At 58.8% G+C, this 17421-nt stretch carries 15 protein-coding genes and 1 tRNA gene; 10 read left to right on the top strand and 6 right to left on the bottom strand.

Going from position 1 to position 17421, the window contains the following annotated elements:
* Nucleotides 1-8 precede the first annotated feature (8 nt).
* The 10 genes from ACR0AL_RS06960 to ACR0AL_RS07005 all read left to right on the top strand — a co-directional run bounded on the left by ACR0AL_RS06960 (nt 9) and on the right by ACR0AL_RS07005 (nt 10139).
* Nucleotides 9-1097, top strand: coding sequence for a TFIIB-type zinc finger domain-containing protein (locus ACR0AL_RS06960; protein WP_480662412.1), 1089 nt, complete (start codon nt 9-11; stop codon nt 1095-1097).
* A 103-nt stretch (nt 1098-1200) separates the two neighbouring features.
* The gene (locus ACR0AL_RS06965) at nt 1201-1869 is read left to right on the top strand and encodes a nitroreductase (protein WP_480662414.1); all 669 of its coding nucleotides are present in this window, start codon (nt 1201-1203) and stop codon (nt 1867-1869) included.
* 25 nt (nt 1870-1894) lie between these two features.
* Entirely contained in the window at nt 1895-2332 is a 438-nt protein-coding gene (dtd, locus tag ACR0AL_RS06970; RefSeq protein ID WP_170360429.1) for a D-aminoacyl-tRNA deacylase, read from the top strand.
* Complete coding sequence (locus ACR0AL_RS06975; protein WP_480662416.1) at nt 2332-3435, top strand: glycerate kinase type-2 family protein; 1104 nt, start codon at nt 2332-2334, stop codon at nt 3433-3435. The genes dtd and ACR0AL_RS06975 overlap by 1 nt, the downstream gene beginning before the upstream one ends.
* A gap of 51 nt (nt 3436-3486) precedes the next feature.
* Entirely contained in the window at nt 3487-3888 is a 402-nt protein-coding gene (locus ACR0AL_RS06980; RefSeq protein ID WP_480662418.1) for a hypothetical protein, read from the top strand.
* A 259-nt stretch (nt 3889-4147) separates the two neighbouring features.
* Complete coding sequence (locus ACR0AL_RS06985; protein ID WP_170347929.1) at nt 4148-5734, top strand: ABC transporter substrate-binding protein; 1587 nt, start codon at nt 4148-4150, stop codon at nt 5732-5734.
* Nucleotides 5735-5749: 15 nt separating this feature from the next.
* On the top strand, nt 5750-6706 hold the full coding sequence (locus ACR0AL_RS06990) for an ABC transporter permease (protein ID WP_170347928.1): 957 nt from the start codon (nt 5750-5752) through the stop codon (nt 6704-6706).
* On the top strand, nt 6703-7518 hold the full coding sequence (locus ACR0AL_RS06995) for an ABC transporter permease (RefSeq protein ID WP_170347927.1): 816 nt from the start codon (nt 6703-6705) through the stop codon (nt 7516-7518). Before ACR0AL_RS06990 ends, ACR0AL_RS06995 begins: the two co-directional genes overlap by 4 nt.
* Nucleotides 7515-9152 (top strand): ABC transporter ATP-binding protein, encoded by a 1638-nt coding sequence (locus ACR0AL_RS07000; protein ID WP_170347926.1) that lies wholly within the window; start codon nt 7515-7517, stop codon nt 9150-9152. The genes ACR0AL_RS06995 and ACR0AL_RS07000 overlap by 4 nt, the downstream gene beginning before the upstream one ends.
* A 150-nt stretch (nt 9153-9302) precedes the next feature.
* Nucleotides 9303-10139, top strand: a complete 837-nt coding sequence (locus ACR0AL_RS07005; RefSeq protein ID WP_170347925.1) for an alkaline phosphatase family protein — start codon at nt 9303-9305, stop codon at nt 10137-10139.
* 4 nt (nt 10140-10143) lie between these two features.
* On the opposite strand, the gene ACR0AL_RS07010 is transcribed toward ACR0AL_RS07005, so the two are convergent.
* The 6 genes from ACR0AL_RS07010 to ACR0AL_RS07035 form a co-directional block, all read right to left on the bottom strand.
* The gene (locus tag ACR0AL_RS07010) at nt 10144-11067 is read right to left on the bottom strand and encodes an alpha/beta hydrolase (RefSeq protein WP_480662421.1); all 924 of its coding nucleotides are present in this window, start codon (nt 11065-11067) and stop codon (nt 10144-10146) included.
* Between the two features lie 12 nt (nt 11068-11079).
* The gene (locus ACR0AL_RS07015; RefSeq protein ID WP_480662423.1) at nt 11080-12969 is read right to left on the bottom strand and encodes an acyl-CoA synthetase; all 1890 of its coding nucleotides are present in this window, start codon (nt 12967-12969) and stop codon (nt 11080-11082) included.
* 157 nt (nt 12970-13126) lie between these two features.
* The gene (locus ACR0AL_RS07020; RefSeq protein WP_170360444.1) at nt 13127-14947 is read right to left on the bottom strand and encodes an ABC transporter transmembrane domain-containing protein; all 1821 of its coding nucleotides are present in this window, start codon (nt 14945-14947) and stop codon (nt 13127-13129) included.
* A 128-nt stretch (nt 14948-15075) separates the two neighbouring features.
* A tRNA-Gly gene (locus ACR0AL_RS07025) sits at nt 15076-15150 on the bottom strand.
* A gap of 108 nt (nt 15151-15258) precedes the next feature.
* Nucleotides 15259-16395: an N-acetylglucosamine-6-phosphate deacetylase gene (nagA, locus tag ACR0AL_RS07030; RefSeq protein ID WP_480662425.1), complete on the bottom strand. Its 1137-nt coding sequence runs from the start codon at nt 16393-16395 to the stop codon at nt 15259-15261.
* On the bottom strand, nt 16392-17420 hold the full coding sequence (locus ACR0AL_RS07035) for an SIS domain-containing protein (RefSeq protein ID WP_480662550.1): 1029 nt from the start codon (nt 17418-17420) through the stop codon (nt 16392-16394). The genes nagA and ACR0AL_RS07035 overlap by 4 nt, the downstream gene beginning before the upstream one ends.
* Between the last annotated feature and the right edge of the window lies 1 nt (nt 17421).

Below are 17421 nucleotides of genomic sequence, written 5' to 3' on the forward strand. Positions count from 1 at the left end.
GCTACACGATGAACGAAGAACACAGATTTCCCTGCGAGCAATGCGGCTCAGACTACCGATTCAACCCCGGCGACGGCAGCCTGACCTGTGACCATTGCGGGCATTCCGAAGCGATTGGCGCAGGCCCCTGGGGCGGTGCCAGTTTGAAAGAACTGGATTTCAACGCCGCCATCGCGGAACAGCTTCCGGACAGCGAGATCGAGGAAACGCGTGTTCTGTCCTGCCCCAATTGCGCGGCTCAGGTCGAGTTCGACCCCGCCACCCATGCCGCCGAATGCCCGTTCTGCGCGACACCCGTAGTAACGGATACCGGCGTCAACCGGCATATCAAACCGCGCGGTGTGCTGCCCTTTGCGCTGGATGAACGCACGGCGCACAAGGCGATGGGGGATTGGCTGGGACGGCTCTGGTTCGCGCCCAACGGGTTGAAAGAATATGCCCGCAAAGGTCGCAAAATGCAGGGCATCTATGTGCCGTATTGGACCTTTGATGCGGACACCACGTCCAACTATCGCGGTGAGCGGGGCGTTGTTTATTACGAGACCCGCACCGTTATGCGCGACGGAAAGCGCGTACAACAGCAAGTGCCCAAGGTGCGGTGGTCTCCGAAATCCGGGCGGGTCGCGCGATTCTTTGACGACGTGTTGGTGTTGGCATCACAGTCTTTGCCCAAAAGCTATACCGACGCATTGGAGCCCTGGGACCTGCCGGCGTTGGAACCTTATCAGCCAGAATATCTGGCCGGATTCCGCGCCGAGGCCTACACCTTGGAACTGCAGGAGGGTTACACCGAAGCCCGCGGGTACATGGCGCGGGTGATCGAACGCGACGTGCGCTTTGATATCGGTGGCGACCGTCAGCGGATACACGCGATTGACACCGATGTGCGAAACGTGACCTTCAAACATATCCTGCTGCCGGTCTGGATGGCCGCCTACAAATACCGTGGGCAGACCTATCGGTTCGTCGTGAACGGGCGCACGGGCCGCGTTCAGGGAGAGCGCCCCTGGTCCGCCATCAAGATCACCATTGCCGTTTTACTTGGCCTGCTTGTGGCGGCAGGCGTCGGGTATCTGATGGCAACCGGCCAACAATGATAGAGCTGTCGGCAAGCCAAGAAATCAGTCGATGTTAGCGCTTGAACTTCCCGCTGCGTGACGCCATCCTCCACGGCGTCGACGCCTAACGGGAGAGGCCAGAGTGACACTATCCGATCTGAACCGGTTGCTGGCCTCGCGGTATTCCTGCCGGGCCTTTCGCCCCGATCCGGTGCCCAAGGATCAGATCAAACAAATCCTGAACAGCGCCGCGCGTGTGCCTAGCTGGTGCAACGCTCAACCCTGGCACGTCACTATCACCAGCGGCGCAGAAACAGACCGGTTTCGCACGGCAATACAGGCCGAGGCCGCAACGGGCACCCCCTGCCCCGACATTCCCTTTCCAACCTCTTATTCCGGTGTATACCAAGATCGCCGTCGAACCTGTGGTTGGGCTTTGTACGAGGCTGTCGGGGTTGAGCGCGGTGACCGCACTGCTTCGGCCCGGCAGATGATGCAGAATTTCTCTCTGTTCGGGGCACCCCATTGCGCCATCGTCACAAGCCCGGTCGAGCTTGGCACTTATGGCGCGCTGGATTGCGGCGGGTTCATCACCGCATTTTCACTGGCCGCGCAGGCGCTTGGTATCGCCACAATCCCGCAGGCAGCCCTGGCCACCTACAGCCCATTCCTGCGTAGGTACTTCGATATCCTGGAAGACCGTTTGATTTTATGCGCGATTTCCTTTGGCTATGCGGATACAGATCATCCCGCCAACGGCTTTCGCACCGACCGCGCCGATCTGAGTGAGATCGTAAACTGGGTCGGATGACAAGCACACCAAGCGGAGAACGATTTTGCGCGCTGTTCTACAACGAGTTTCACGAGCCAACGTCTCGGTCGACGGTCAGGTGATCGGTCAGACCGGACCGGGGTTGATGATTTTGATCTGTGCCATGCAGGACGATGACGAAGCCAAGGCAGATCAGCTTGCCGCCAAGGTCTCCAAGCTGCGCATCTTCAAGGATGAAGCCGGAAAAATGAACCGGTCCGTGAAAGATATCGAAGGGTCCGCACTGGTGATCAGCCAGTTCACGCTGGCGGCCGATACCTCTCGCGGCAACAGGCCCGGTTTTTCCGAAGCCGCCGCACCGGATGTCGGCAAACATTTGTATGAGGTCTTTGCCCAGCGGTTGCAGGCGCATGGTGTGCCGGTAGAGACCGGACAATTCGGTGCTGATATGGCCGTGGAACTGGTCAATGACGGGCCCGTCACGATTTGGATGGAAAGCTGATGGACAGGAAAGAACAGGCAATTCGCATCTGGCAGGCCGGAGTCGATGCTGTGGGTGGCCACGTAGCAACCACCAAGGTTTTGCAGGACGTCCCCGAACCCGATCACATATTGGCGGTCGGCAAACCCGCCGCGTCCATGGCTCGTGCGGCCCTTGAGCATTTCGGCCCGCGCCCGACACTGGTTGTCACCAAGGATGACCACGGACGTGATCTGCCGGATTATGTGACTGTGATCGAAGCCTCGCACCCCGTTCCGGACGCGCGCAGCCTTCAGGGAGGTCAGGCATTGCGCGAGGCGGTTGAGGTAATGAAGCCGGGCTCGCATTTGTTGTTGCTGGTTTCGGGCGGGGCATCCTCGCTGGCCGAGGATTTGCTGCCGGGTAAGACACTGGATGATCTGGAACAGCTGAACAAAAAGCTGTTGTCCGAAGGGCTGGACATCACCACGATGAATGCGGAACGGCGCAAACTGTCGCGGATCAAGGGGGGCGGATTGCTGTCCCATTTCCAGGGCGACAGGGCGACCGTTCTGGCGATTTCGGATGTACCGGGCGATGATCTGAATGTTGTCGGGTCGGGCATCGGAGCGCTGCCGGGTAAGGTTGATTTTGCGGCGACGACTCAAATCGTGGCTTCAAACGCCCACGCCCGCGCAGCCGCTGCTGAATTGGCAAAAGACGACGGCATCCCGGTACACGCCAACGAAGAATGCCTGCACGATGATTTCCTGAAAATTGCCGAAGCGCTTGGCGAACGTATCCGCACCATGCCCAAAGGGGCATTGATCTTCGGCGGTGAACCAACCGTCGTACTACCCGACAATCCGGGGCGCGGCGGGCGCAATCAGGCGCTGGCACTGGCACTCGCGCGCGAGATTGCAGGGTGCGACGGATTCACGGTGGTAGTCGGCGGCACCGATGGCACAGACGGGCCGACGCAAGCCGCCGGAGCTGTCGTCGACGGCACCACTTGGGGCGACGGTGCCGAGTTGGCGTTACAACAGGCAGACAGCGGCAGCTATCTAGATCGCGCGGGCGCCTTGCTGGTGACGGGGCCGACCGGAACAAACGTGATGGACTTGCTTGTCGCGATCCGCACATGATTTGACGGTTTTCGAACCGCCCGGGTTATAAAACACCCGGACAATATCCGAATGACGCCGACCTCAAACGCGCTACACAACATTCAAGACCTTTCCAACGTAGGCACTAGTATGCGCGATGATTGTCGCCGGTCGGCCCGCGTGTCCCGCCCCTCGGATGCTCTGAAAACCTCGGCCCCCGCCATTTTTGGCATTCTGCTTTTTGAGAAACGCGACGGCGTCTCGATATGGGATACGCTGGCCCCTTTGCGGTTCGCGAAACACGGCTGTGGTCACATTCGTTTGGATATGCGCGGCAATGACAGCAGTGAAGACCTGATAAGAGAAGTTTACACCCGCCAAGCGCTAGACAACAATTGGTGGCGCTGCTCGGTCTGGGAAAGGTTCGGGGCAATCAAAGCCATGAATAATGCCGCCGCAGGCAGGAAATCAGTCGGATTGGTATCGATTTGAGAACAGGGACGTCTTGCGAAATGCAGGAAGAAGAACCGACATTCTACCCCTTGGCAGAAATGAATGCCTTTGATGATGAATGCTTGCTAACAACAAAGCAGGTGGAGGATACCATTTCACGCGATCAAATATAAATCATTCGCCGGATTGAGTCAGACATTTACCCTTGCTCGGCTGACCGAAATGCGCCTACTTTGACTCATGCGTCAATAAAAAGCCCGCAAAGGGCTAGTAATCCAATCAACTGGGAGATCTTTGAATGAACGAACAACTCACTCACATGACCAAGCAGGTCACAGCGGGCAAGCTGACCCGCCGCGAATTCATGGGGAAAGCGGCGGCTCTGGGTGTCACCGCAGCGATGGCAAGCACCATGTTTGCAGATGCCGCGCGTGCGGCAGGCCCGAAAAAAGGCGGTGATCTGAAGTTCGGTCTTCAGGGCGGTGAATCCACCAACTCGCTTGACCCAGCAACCTATGCAAGCTCGGTGCCATTCCAGAACGGCAAGCAATTTGGTGACCAGCTGGTAGAGGTTGCACCCGACGGCTCGATCGAACCTCGTCTGGCAGAAAGCGTAGAAGGCAGCGCGGATGCCAAGGTCTGGACCTTCAAACTGCGTCAGGGCGTCGAATTCCACAACGGCAAGACCATGACCAGTGAAGACGTGCTGAAGACCATGGAGCGCCACTCAAACGAAGATTCGAAGTCTGGTGCTCTGGGCATCATGAAAGGCATCGAGTCGATGAAGGCCGATGGCGACAACTTCCAGGTCACACTGACCGAGCCTAACGCTGACTTGCCTTACTTGATGGCAGACTATCACCTGATCATTCAGCCAGACGGCGGCATGGAAAATCCAGGTGCAGGTATCGGCACTGGACCATACAAGGTAGAAGTGGATGAGCCCGGTGTACGTCACCTGTACACGAAGTTTGAAAACCACTGGAACCCCGACTTCGGAAATTTCGACAGCGTCGAAGTAATTGTCATCAACGATGCGACCGCCAGAACGGCTGCTCTCCAGGGTGGGCAGGTTCACGCGATCAACCGCGTTGAGCCGAAGGTTGCTGACTTGCTGGGTCGTGCACCGAATTTGACCGTGCATTCGACGGCGGGGCGCGGGCACTATGTGTTCATCATGCACTGCGACACCGCGCCGTTCGACAACAATGAACTACGTCTGGCGCTGAAACACGCCATTGACCGTCAGGACTTGGTCGACAAGGTTCTGCGCGGGTACGGCACAGTTGGCAACGATATGCCTGTTAACGCAGCATACCCGCTGTTTGATGGGTCAATTCCTCAGCGCGAGTTCAGCCTTGAGAAAGCGGCTGAGCATTACAAGAAGTCGGGCCATGACGGTTCGCCGATCATCTTGCGCGTTGCAGATGGCGCCTTCCCAGGTGCCGTGGATGCTGCGGCCCTGTTCCAGCAAACAGCAGCACAGGCCGGTATCCCTCTGGAAATCAAGCGCGAACCCAACGATGGCTACTGGTCCGAAGTCTGGAACGTGCAGCCCTTCTGTGCTTCCTACTGGGGCGGTCGTCCGGTGCAGGATCAGATGTACTCAACCGCTTATCTGTCTAGTGCTGATTGGAACGATACCCGTTTCAAGGTTCCAGAATTCGACGAGATGTTGTTTGCGGCGCGCGCTGAGTTGGACAACGACAAACGCAAGGACATCTACAGCAAGATGGGCATGATGGTCCGTGACCAAGGCGGCCTGATCTGCCCAATGTTCAATGACTTTGTCGAAGGCGTCACTAATCAGCTGGAAGGTTGGGAAAACGATCCGACCCAAGAGATGATGAATGGCAACATGTCGCGCAAGATGTGGTTCTCCTGATAGGGCCCACGGATAATGCATCCTATCATTAAATTGGTTTCCCAGCGCCTTGCGCTGGGATTCCTGCTTCTCTTCGGTGCATCGGCTCTGATATTCGGCCTCACCGAAGCCCTTCCTGGGGACGCTGCGCAAGCGGTCCTAGGCCAAGCTGCAACCCCCGAGGCGCTGGCAAACCTGCGCGAGGAAATGGGCCTCAACCGGCCCGCCCTGACCCGTTATTTCGAATGGCTGGGCGGCATTGTTCAGGGTGATCTTGGTCAATCCCTGACCAATAAACTGGATATTGCTGACTCTATTGGCAGTCGTCTGGGCAACACGCTGTTTCTGGCCTTCTGGGCCGCCGTTGTATCGGTTCCGCTGGCCATCTTTCTGGGCCTGCTGGCCGTGCGTTATCGCAACCGCTGGCCGGACAAGCTGATTTCAGCGGTTACACTCACAACCATCTCGATCCCCGAGTTTCTGATCGGTTACGTGCTGGTCTATTTCGTTGCCGTTAAGCTGGGCATGTTCTCGCCGCTGGCGATGATCAATGACAGCATGTCCTTTTGGCAAAAGCTGAATTCGATCGCTCTGCCCGTTATCGTTCTGACGCTCGTTGTTCTGGCGCATATGATGCGCATGACCCGCGCCGCGATCCTGAACGTGATGCAGTCTGCATACGTCGAAACCGCAGAGCTGAAGGGTCTGAGCAATTTTCAAGTTATCTATCGCCACGCCTTCCCGAACGCCGTCGCGCCCATCGTCAACGTGGTGATGCTGAACCTGGCCTATCTGGTCGTCGGCGTCGTCGTGGTTGAGGTGGTGTTCGTCTATCCCGGAATGGGGCAGTACCTTGTGGACCACGTGACCAAGCGTGACGTTCCGGTGGTTCTGGCCTGCGGCGTCATCTTTGCCGCGATCTATATCGGACTGAACATGATTGCAGACATTGTTGCCATTCTGGCCAACCCAAGGCTGAGGCATCCGAAATGAAGAACATCCCTATCTCTGCAATGATCGGGCTGGCCTTTACAGCCCTGTACTTCATCATCGCCCTCCTCGCCCCTCTGCTGGCTCCTTATGGCATGGCAGAGGTCGTGGGAGATGTATGGGAGCCGTCCAGCTCGCAATTCTGGCTGGGTACCGACAACATTGGCCGCGATCTTCTTAGCCGGATGATCTATGGCGGGCGCACGACGATCTTTATCGCCACGGCGGCCACGATCCTTAGCTTCGTGACCGGGTCCATCCTTGGTTTCCTGGCCGCGGTGCTGGGTGGTTGGGCCGATCAGGTCATGTCGCGCGCGGTGGATTTGATCATGTCGATCCCGACACTGATCTTTGCGCTGGTTGTTCTGGCCATGGTGCCGGTGACAATCCCGGTTCTGATCCTTGTCATGGGCCTGTTGGACGCCACCCGTGTGTATCGTCTGGCCCGCGCCGTTGCCGTGGATATTGCGGTCATGGACTATGTCGAGGCCGCGCGCCTACGTGGTGAGGGCCAGGTCTGGGTCATCTTCCGTGAAATCCTGCCCAACGCCCTGTCGCCGCTGGTTGCGGAACTGGGCCTGCGGTTCATCTTCATGGTTCTGTTTGTCTCGACCCTGTCGTTCCTGGGTCTGGGCGTTCAGCCGCCGTTGGCGGACTGGGGCGGCATCGTGAAGGAAAACAAGGATGGCATCGTCTATGGCATCGGCGCAGCGCTTTACCCTGCTGTCGCCATCGCAACGCTGGCGATCTCGGTCAATCTTGTGGCTGACTGGGTCCTGAACCGTACCACATCGCTGAAAGGAGGCCGGGGATGACAGAAGCCCTTCTTAAGGTCCGCGACCTCAAAATCGGCGCGACCGTCTACCCGCCGGGTGAAAAACCCCATGACATCGAAATCGTGCACGGGGTCAGCTTTGACCTCGCGCCTGGCAAGGTGCTGGGGCTAATTGGCGAATCCGGTGCCGGTAAATCGACCATCGGCCTGGCCTCGATGGCTTATGGCCGGGGTGGCGTGGAAATCACCGGTGGTGAAGTTTGGGTCAACGGGCGCGATATCCTCAAGACATCGCATGGCGATATCCGCAAGCTGCGCGGGGGTGAAGTCACATATGTCTCCCAATCCGCCGCAGCCTCCTTCAATCCCGCTAAAAAGATCATGGATCAGGTGGTTGAAGCCGCGGTCGAACAGAAAAAGTTCAGCCGCAAAGAGGCCGAAGGCCGCGCCCGGGAACTGTTCGCCAAGCTGGGTCTGCCCGATCCGGATAACATTGGTGATCGCTATCCGCACCAGGTTTCAGGCGGTCAGCTACAGCGTTGCATGACGGCGCTGGCGCTATGCCCCGAACCTGATCTGGTGGTGTTCGATGAACCCACCACCGCGCTGGACGTGACGACTCAGATCGACGTTCTGATGGCCATTAAAGAGGCCATTGCAGACACCGGCGTTGCCGCGCTTTACATCACCCATGACCTTGCGGTCGTGGCGCAGGTAAGTGACGACATCATGGTGCTGCGGATGGGCAATACGGTCGAGTATGGCAATACCGACCAGATCATCAACAACCCGCAGGAAGAGTATACGCAGGCTCTGGTCTCGGTCCGCTCGATCGAGCACGAAGAAAAGAAACCCACACCAGATCCCGTGCTGAGCGTCGACGGCATCACCGCGCGCTACAAAGGGTTGAATTTCGATGTGCTGCACAACGTAAATGTCGAGCTTCATCCGGGGCAAACGCTGGCTGTTGTGGGCGAATCCGGTTCGGGCAAGTCCACGCTGGCGCGAGTAATCACCGGCCTGCTGCCGCCGCGCGATGGTGAGATCACCTTTGCCGGTCGCAAGCTCAGTGGCGATCTGAAAGGCCGTACCCGCGAAGACCTGCGCGAGTTGCAGATGATCTATCAGATGGCTGACGTGGCGATGAACCCACGCCAGACCGTCGGCACGATCATCGGGCGTCCGTTGGAGTTCTACTTCAACATGCGCGGCGCGGAAAAGCGCAAGCGGATCATCGAACTGCTGGATGAGATCGAGCTGGGCGAAAAGTTCATGGATCGCTATCCGGCCGAGCTGTCCGGTGGTCAGAAACAGCGTGTCTGTATCGCGCGGTCGCTGGCAGCCAAGCCCAAGATGATCATCTGTGATGAGGTCACCTCGGCGCTTGATCCACTTGTGGCGGACGGCATCCTCAAGCTGTTGCTTGACCTGCAAAAGATCGAGGACGTGGCCTATCTGTTCATCACCCACGATCTGGCGACGGTTCGAGCGATCAGCGACAGCATCGCGGTGATGTATCAGGGCCGCGTGGTCCGCTATGGTCCCAAAAGCCAGGTGCTGAGCCCACCGTTCGACGATTATACCGACCTGCTGCTCAGTTCGGTGCCCGAGATGCATCTGGGTTGGCTGGAAGAGGTTGTCGCCCATCGCAAGATGGAGAGTGCGGGGAACTGACCCGGTTCGCGACAGGTTGAAAAAACTGAAAATCCCGGCGCTTTGTCTGATGACAGGTGTCGGGATTTTGCTATTGGGGGCGGGAACAGGCAGCCCATATGCAACGAATCCCCTAGGGTCGCCTGAGGGACTTTAAGAAAGGGTCAGGGAATGGACCGAAAACTCCTCCTCATCATTCTAGACGGTGTTCCGTGGCGCAATTTTCGCCGCCTGTTCGGTAATCTGGAAGGGTGGGTCGACAGTGGCGAGGCGCAGGTTTGGAAGCATCGCGCGGTGCTGCCATCGATCTCGGCCAGTTGCTATGCCTCGATCCACACCGGCGTCACGCCGCAGGAACATGGCTGTACCGGCAACGGCAACGTCTTCCGCCTAAGCCACAAGGACGTCTTCAGCCAAGTCCGCGAAGCGAGCGGCGTGACCGGGGCGGTGACCCACAGCTTTTGGTCGCAATTCTTCAACCGTCACCCGTTCGATTATGTCCGTGACGTCGAATATGACGAGCCCGAGAGCAAAACGATCAACCATGGCCGGTTCCACTCAATGACCGGCTACAGCAAAGTGAACCAGATGACGCCGTCGGACGTTGATCTGTTTGGCACTCTGACCAATCTGTGCCTGCGCTTTGGGCTGGATTACGGCGTCCTGCACACTTGCACGCTGGACAGTATGGGTCACCGGTTTCATCACGACTGCGAGGAAATGGACCACGCCTGTTTTGTCATGGACGAAATGCTGGCCCCTTTCATCCCGCGCTGGCGGCAACTGGGGTATGAGGTCATCGTGACCGCCGATCACGGTCAGGACGAACGTGGCCATCATGGCGGGCGCAGCCCGCTTCAGCAGGAAACTGCATTGTATTATTTCGGCGATGCCGAAGGCCCCGAGGCTGATGCGGTGATCGACCAGCTGCAACTGGCACCCACGATCCTGAATCGCATGGGCGCACCGATCGCCGAGACGATGAAAGCCAAGCCTTTCCTGAAGTAACGGATCAATCGTAGGGCCAGATCTGCTGGCCCAGCGCCTCGATCGCAACTGATATCCGTTCAAAACTGTCTGCGGCGCGTTTCACTGAGGTGCGCGCCCGCAGGTACCCGTGCACAAGGCCGGGCTCATTCACCCAATGCGCCCTCCCGCCCGCTTCGGTGATCTTAGTGCAATAGGCCAGGCCATCGTCGCGCAACGGATCGCAATCGGCAGTGACCACCACAGTAGGCGGCAGGCCCGAGAAATCTTTATCCTGCAGCGGCGCAAACGTGGGATCGTTCTGCGGCGCAGGTCCGCCACAGCGCACTTTCTCGTAGAACCGAATTTCTTCCAGCGTCAAAAGCGGTGCCTGGGCGTGCTCGATATATGACCCTGTGGATGTGTCCCCGCCCAGACCGGGATAAATTAGGACCTGCCCCAGCACTCCATCAAGCCGCCCCCGTGCATGCTGCGCCACCGCGGCGGCCAGATTGCCACCCGCGCTGTCACCGGCCAAAATCAACGGGTCGCCGTATTCCTGCACCACCCAATTCGTTGCGGTCCAGCTGTCCTGAAACTGTGCCGGGTGCACATGTTCGGGGCACAGGCGATAGTCTACGGCAACAACCCGATACCCGGTCTGAACGCAAATCTCAGCACAAACGTCATCATGGCTATCCAGCCCACCAACGACGAAACCGCCGCCATGAAAATAGACGACGGTTCGGGTCGGATCTCCGGCGGTGTAAACCCGGACAGGCACGCCATTGGCGGACCTGTCCTGCACATCCAGACCAACGGGTCGGGGTTGGCGAAAGTCCTGACACATCTTGTTGTAGACGCGGCGCTGATCGTCGATCGAAAGGTCGACAGCGTCATCAGGATAGCTTTCAGCCGTTCGTCTAATGAACGCCCAAGTCTCTTCATCAATCAGACGTTCATAATCCATTGTCCCTCCCGGTCAGGCAGCCCATTCCCATGGCCGGGTAAACGTTCCCAGCACCTTACCGACATCGTCGTCCGAGCAGCCGTTCGCGTCAAGCTGCGCGACAAGCCCGCGCTTTTTGTCGTCAATCACGGATACGACGCGCGCATCCAGCCCGGCCTCTTCCAACGCGCCGTTATAGATGCGAGTGATCGCCTGCTTGCGCAGTTCGGGTTTAAAGACCTTACCCACGGCGGTTTTCGGCAACTCGTCCAGAATGGTCATATGCTTGGGTCTTGCCGCACGTTCGTGGACATGCACACCGCAGTAATCCATCAATTCGTTCTCGGTCACACTGGCCCCGTCGACCAGTTCGACAAAGGCGCAGGGCACCTCGCCCGAATGCGCGTCGGGTTGACCAATAGCGCCGGCAAAGGCAACGGCATCGTGGCCCAGCAAAGCCTCTTCGATTTCGGCTGGGTCGATATTGTGGCCGCCGCGAATAATCAGGTCCTTGGCGCGGCCGGTGATCCACAGATACCCATCGTCGTCAAACCGACCCAGATCGCCTGTGCGCAGGTACTTGTCGAAATGGTACAGATCAACGTTCTTGTCCGCCTCGGTATAGGTGTTGCCCGCATAGACGCCGGGATTCGAGATACAGATTTCGCCGATCTCATCCGCGCCGCATTCCTTGGGGCCGTCCGGCCCGTTCTGCAGGATTTTCACATCCGTATAGGGGAATGGAATCCCGATCGATCCGATTTTCTTTTCGCCATCCACCGGGTTGCACGACACCAGACAGGTTGCCTCGGTCAGTCCATAGCCTTCGACGATGGTCACACCCGTCGCTTCTTCGAACCGGCGGAACAGTTCGACCGGCAGCGGGGCCGAACCCGAGAAGGCTGTTTTCACGCTTGAGATATCGGCATCCACCGGGCGTTGCATCTTGGCGGCAATCGCGGTGGGCACGGTGATGATGAAACTGACCTTCCAGCGCTCGATCAACTTCCAGAAGTTATCAAACACGCCATCGCCCCGATACCCGGCGGGGGTTGGGAAGACCACATGCGCGCCCGAGGACACTGCGGCCATCACGATCACATGCACAGCGAAAACGTGGAACATCGGCAACGGGCACATGATCACGTCTTCGTCCGAGAACAACAGCGTGTTTCCAAGCCAGCCGTTGTAGATCAGGCCCGAGTATTTATGCTGCGCCACCTTGGGCATACCGGTGGTTCCGCCGGTGTGGAAATAGCAGGCGACACGATCTTCGGTGCTGTCCTCGAAGGTCAGCGTAGTAGGCTGTTTGGCCAGTTCCTTGTTGAAGCTCTTATAATCCGCATGCGCAAGATGTTCCTTGTCGCCCATCTTGGGACGCAGGAGCGGAACCAGCCAGGATTTCGGTGGCGTCAAATAGCGGTTGAGGTCGATCTCAAGAATGGTTTTGACGTTGGGCGCATGGCGCACGGCCTCTTCGACCTTTTGCGCCACATCGGCCTTGGGGAAGGATTTCAGCGTAACCACGACCTTGGCGCCGGTTTCGCGCAGGATCGCGGCGATCTGCTCGGGCTCCAGCAACGGGTTTATAGGGTTCACGATCCCTGCAACCGCGCCACCCATCATGGTGATCAGCGTCTCGTTACTATTGGGCAGCACGTAGGCCACCACATCCTTTTCACCGATCCCAAGCGAGCGGAACAGGTTGGCAGCCTGATTGACCTTACCCAGCAGCTCGGACCAGGTCAGCGTTTCGGCCTTGTCGGTCGGCCCGGACAAAAGCTGAAAACTGATCGCATTGCTGTTGGGGAACTTGCTTGCCGTGCGCGACAACAACTGATGGAAGGTGACCGGAACATCGCGGTCCTCCCACGGCATTTCCTGCTCCATCCTTGCCTTGTCTTCCAAACCCACAAAGGCCATATGACTCCTCCCTTATCTCTCCCGTGTCCGGCACGGGTTTTGTATCCACCGCCAAGATGGAAGCAAAACCGTGCATGATCAAGAAAGGGCTTAGCTGTGAAGCCCGGAAAGAGGTAGAATTACGCTGCGGAGCGAATTGCCGTGCCCCCGCGTCACTTTATTCTGCCGCCATGCCGTCGGTGAACTGCAGACGCGCCAATCTGGCATACAGGCCGTCCTGTGCCACCAGATCGTCATGGGTGCCCTGCGCCACGATACGGCCGGCCTCCATCACCACGATCCGGTCAGCCTTTTTCACCGTCGCCAGCCGGTGCGCCACGATCAACGTGGTGCGCCCGGCGCGCATCTGATCGACAGCGCCTTGAACCGCACGCTCGCTTTCGGCATCCAGCGCCGAGGTCGCCTCGTCCAACAGCAGTACCGGCGCGTCCCGCAGGATCGCACGAGCGATGGCGATACGTTGCTTTTGCCCGCCAGACAGCATCACACCCCGTTCACCAACGAAACTGTCGTAACCTTCGGGCAAAGCCGAAATGAAATCGTGTGCGGCGGCGGCCCGGGCGGCGGCCTCAACCTCGGCATCGGTGGCGTCCAGACGACCAAACCGGATGTTTTCACGCGCTGAAGAGGCAAAAATGATCGGGTCCTGAGGCACCAGCGCCATGTGGCGGCGGAACTCGGCCCGGTCGATGTCACGCAGATCGACGCCATCAAGACTGACCTGCCCCGAGACCGGATCATAAAACCGCTGGATCATCTGGATGACGGTTGTCTTCCCCGCCCCCGAGGGGCCGACAAAAGCCACCGTCTCGCCGGGGTTAACCTGCAATGACAGATGTTCCAGCGTGACAACATCGGGGCGTGACGGATAGCGGAAGGTCACATCGTCAAAGCGGATCTCACCCCGAACCGGTAATGGCAGCGTCTTGGGATTGGACGGATCGGTGACGGTGTCCTGTGCATTCAGCAATTCCACTAGTCGTTCAGTTGCGCCTGCGGCGCGCTGCAATTCACTCCAGATTTCAGACAAGGCTGCTACGGACCCGGCCATGATGATCGAATAGATCACGAACTGGATCAGAACGCCTTCGGTCATCACGCCGTTGCGAACGTCATTTGCGCCCATCCACAACACGCCGACAATGCCCGAAAAAACCAAAAAGATGACGATAACGGTCAGAACCGCGCGCGTCTGAATACGCCGCAGCGAAACGACATAGGACGTTTCCGTCATATCCGCGAATTGCTTGCGGCTGGCCTGTTCATGAGTAAAGGCCTGCACCGTTTGCACTGCGCTCAGCGCCTCACCTGCGTTACCGGAAGAGGCTGCGATCCAGTCCTGATTTTCGCGGCTGATCACCCGCAGGCGGCGCCCCAGCACCAGAATCGGCACCACCACCACCGGGATCAACAGCAAAACCAGACCGGTCAACTTGGCCGACGTCAGCAGCATCAACACCAGCCCGCCGAAGAACAACAACATGTTGCGCAGCGCGATGGATACAGACGAGCCAAGCACTGACTGGATCAGCGTCGTGTCGGTGGTTATCCGGCTCAGGACCTCGCCGGTCATGATACGTTCGTAGAATTCGGGGCTCATGCCGATGACGCGGTCGAACACGGCCTCGCGGATATCGGCGACGACCCGTTCGCCCAGCCGGGTCACCAGCGCATAGCGCAGGCCGGTGCCCACGGCCAGAACCCCGGCGATGCCCAGCGCGGCCAGAAAGTACCACTCTAACAACTCACCATCTTCGATGCGGAAATTGTCAACCACTCGGCGCACAGCCAGTGGTAGCGCAAGGGTCATGCTTGCCGTCAGCACCAACGCCAGTGTCGCCCCGGCCATCAACATTCGATAGGGGCGCATGAAGGGCCACAACGACGCCAGAACGCCAATTTTCTTGGACCGGGCGCGCTCTTCACTGGCGCCGGGTGCGGGTTGTTGTGCTGGACTGGCTGGGGCGGTTCTTGCCATGCGTGGCCCTTAGTTCAAATTCGCAATCAGGTGGTCGCTTCTTGGCGGCAGCAGACGGCGGGGTCAAGCAGCGCGTCACCAATTCACGGCCTGTAAGGGCCATTTGACGCAGAATTTCGGGGCTGATTTGGAGCGGGCGGCGGGAATCGAACCCGCTTCATCAGCTTGGAAGGCTGAGGTAATAGCCAGTATACGACGCCCGCTCAGCGCAGGTCGGTTTAAGGGATGCGTCTGGTGTCGTCAAGCGCCGTTCGGCGCAGGAAATCAATTTCTGTAATCGCGTTCCAATGCAGGAGACAGACACCCTTCCCTCAACCCTGTGAACATATCCAAGAACAGGATTCGAGGTCCGAGGAAATCCGGATCATCGACTCCGCACGCAGCGGTTGCGCAACCGGCTGGCCAATCAGAGACGCCGGATAGGTCGTGGCTGCAGCCAGCGCCTCCTTAAGCGGCACGTCAGCATGTGTGACCAGAATGCGGATCGCAGTGGTCAAGTCCAAATCGGCTCCGGCCAACGTTCCATCCTCAAGTGTCAGGCGTCCGTCCGTCCGCGTGATCCGGCGACCCTCCAGCTCGAACGCAGCCTGATCCGTACCCGCAACAGCCATGGCATCGCTGACCAGAAATATCTGACCGGGCGCTTTCTTGGCAGTCCAGGCCGAGCGGATAACCTCGGGGTGGACATGGATACCGTCGGCAATCAACCCCGCCGACAGCCCGCCCGTCGCCAGCGCCGCGCCAACAAGACCGGGTTCCCGGCTGCCCAGTTGGCTCATGGCATTGAAAAGGTGTGTGACGCAGCGCGCGCCCACCGCGGCATAACGCTGACACGTCTCGAAATCTGCATTGCTATGCCCTAGCGACACCAGAATCCCGGCGTCCGACAAAGCTTGCACTTGCTGCAGAGACACGGATTCGGGCGCAAGGGTCACCTTCAGGCACGGCAATTGCTCTGCTGCCGCAATCAGCATGGTCAGGTCCGCGTCCTCCATCGGGCGAATTAGCGCCCCGTCATGCGCGCCCTTTCGCGCCACCGACAGGTGTGGCCCTTCAAGATGCAAGCCAGCCACACCCGGAACCCCCGCGCGAACCGCCTCTATCGCGGCTGCAACGGCGGCTTCGGTTTTCTCGGGCGTGTCGGTGATTAGTGTCGGCAGCAAGGACGCCACACCTAGACGGCGATGCGCTTCGGCGATCTGCCGGATCGAATCAACCGAGGGGTCGTCGTTGAACATCGCGCCGCCGCCGCCGTTCACCTGCAGGTCGACGAAGCCGGGGCACAAGATATCCCCGTTCAGGTCGATGACTTGCCCTTCGATCTGTGCGGTCTCCTCAGCCGCAAGCGCGGCAAGGACGCCGTTGCGAAAGGTCATGACCTGATCAAAATGCAGGCGCTCTCCATCGAACAGGGCACCATTGCGAAATGTCATGGAGTCTGAGGTCATACCGTCTCTGTCACCTTTCTCAGATGGCGCGGAGTATCTGGGTCGATCCCGCGCGCCTGCGCCACGGCTTCGACCATGCTGTAAAACGACGTGATCGTGGCAATGGGGTCAGTCAACCAGTGATCGGTTCGGGTTACCGGCAGGCTATGCGCTTTGGTGACCTTATCAGTGGCCGCGAAAACAGCCGCACCTTTGCCTGCCAACGCATCAGCCGCCTCGGCTGTCGTTTGCTCGGCGGCATCTGCGGCGGCAAAAACGATGGCAGGAAACCCCTGTTCAACGATTGAGACCGGACCATGCAGAACCTCGGCCGCCGAATAGCTTTCGGCATGAATCTGGCAGGTTTCCTTGATTTTCAGAGCAGCTTCATTGGACATCGCAAAGGACGGACCGCGGCCCAGCGTGAATAGTGACCGGCCGGTGATTGCATCAGCCGCCGCCGACCAATCGCATTGCGCGGCCTGCCCCAAATGACCGGGCAAGGATCGGATCGCGGCCGTCAAATCACCATCCCCCTTGATTTCAGCCAACAACCACAACCCCGCCACAAGCGAGGTGACAAAAGTTTTGGTCGCAGCGACACTCAGTTCCGGACCTGCGTGCAGGGGCAAGACCGCATCCGTCACTTCAGCAAGGCGCGAGGCCGTGTTGTTGGTGATCGCAACCGTCACCCCGCCCGAAGATTTCAGCGTTCGGGTCATCCCTACAATGTCTGGACTTTGGCCCGATTGCGACACCGAAAGGCACACCGCCCCAGCCGCACGCAGATCAGCCCCATAGATCGAACTGACCGACGGCCCGACCGAGGCCACAGGCAGGTTCAGCAACAATTCGCCAGCGTATTTCAAATACGCGCAAGCGTGGTCCGACGACCCCCGCGCCACTGTGATCAGAAACCGGGGATCGGCCTCTTTCACCCGCCTTGCCGCATCCTGAATATTGGCGGCACCCTGGCTTAGCAATCGGTCAACGGCGTCGGGGATTTCCAAAACCTCCTGACGCATTTTCGAACTGTGTTCTGACATG

Source organism: Ruegeria sp. BB1 (genome assembly GCF_056539465.1).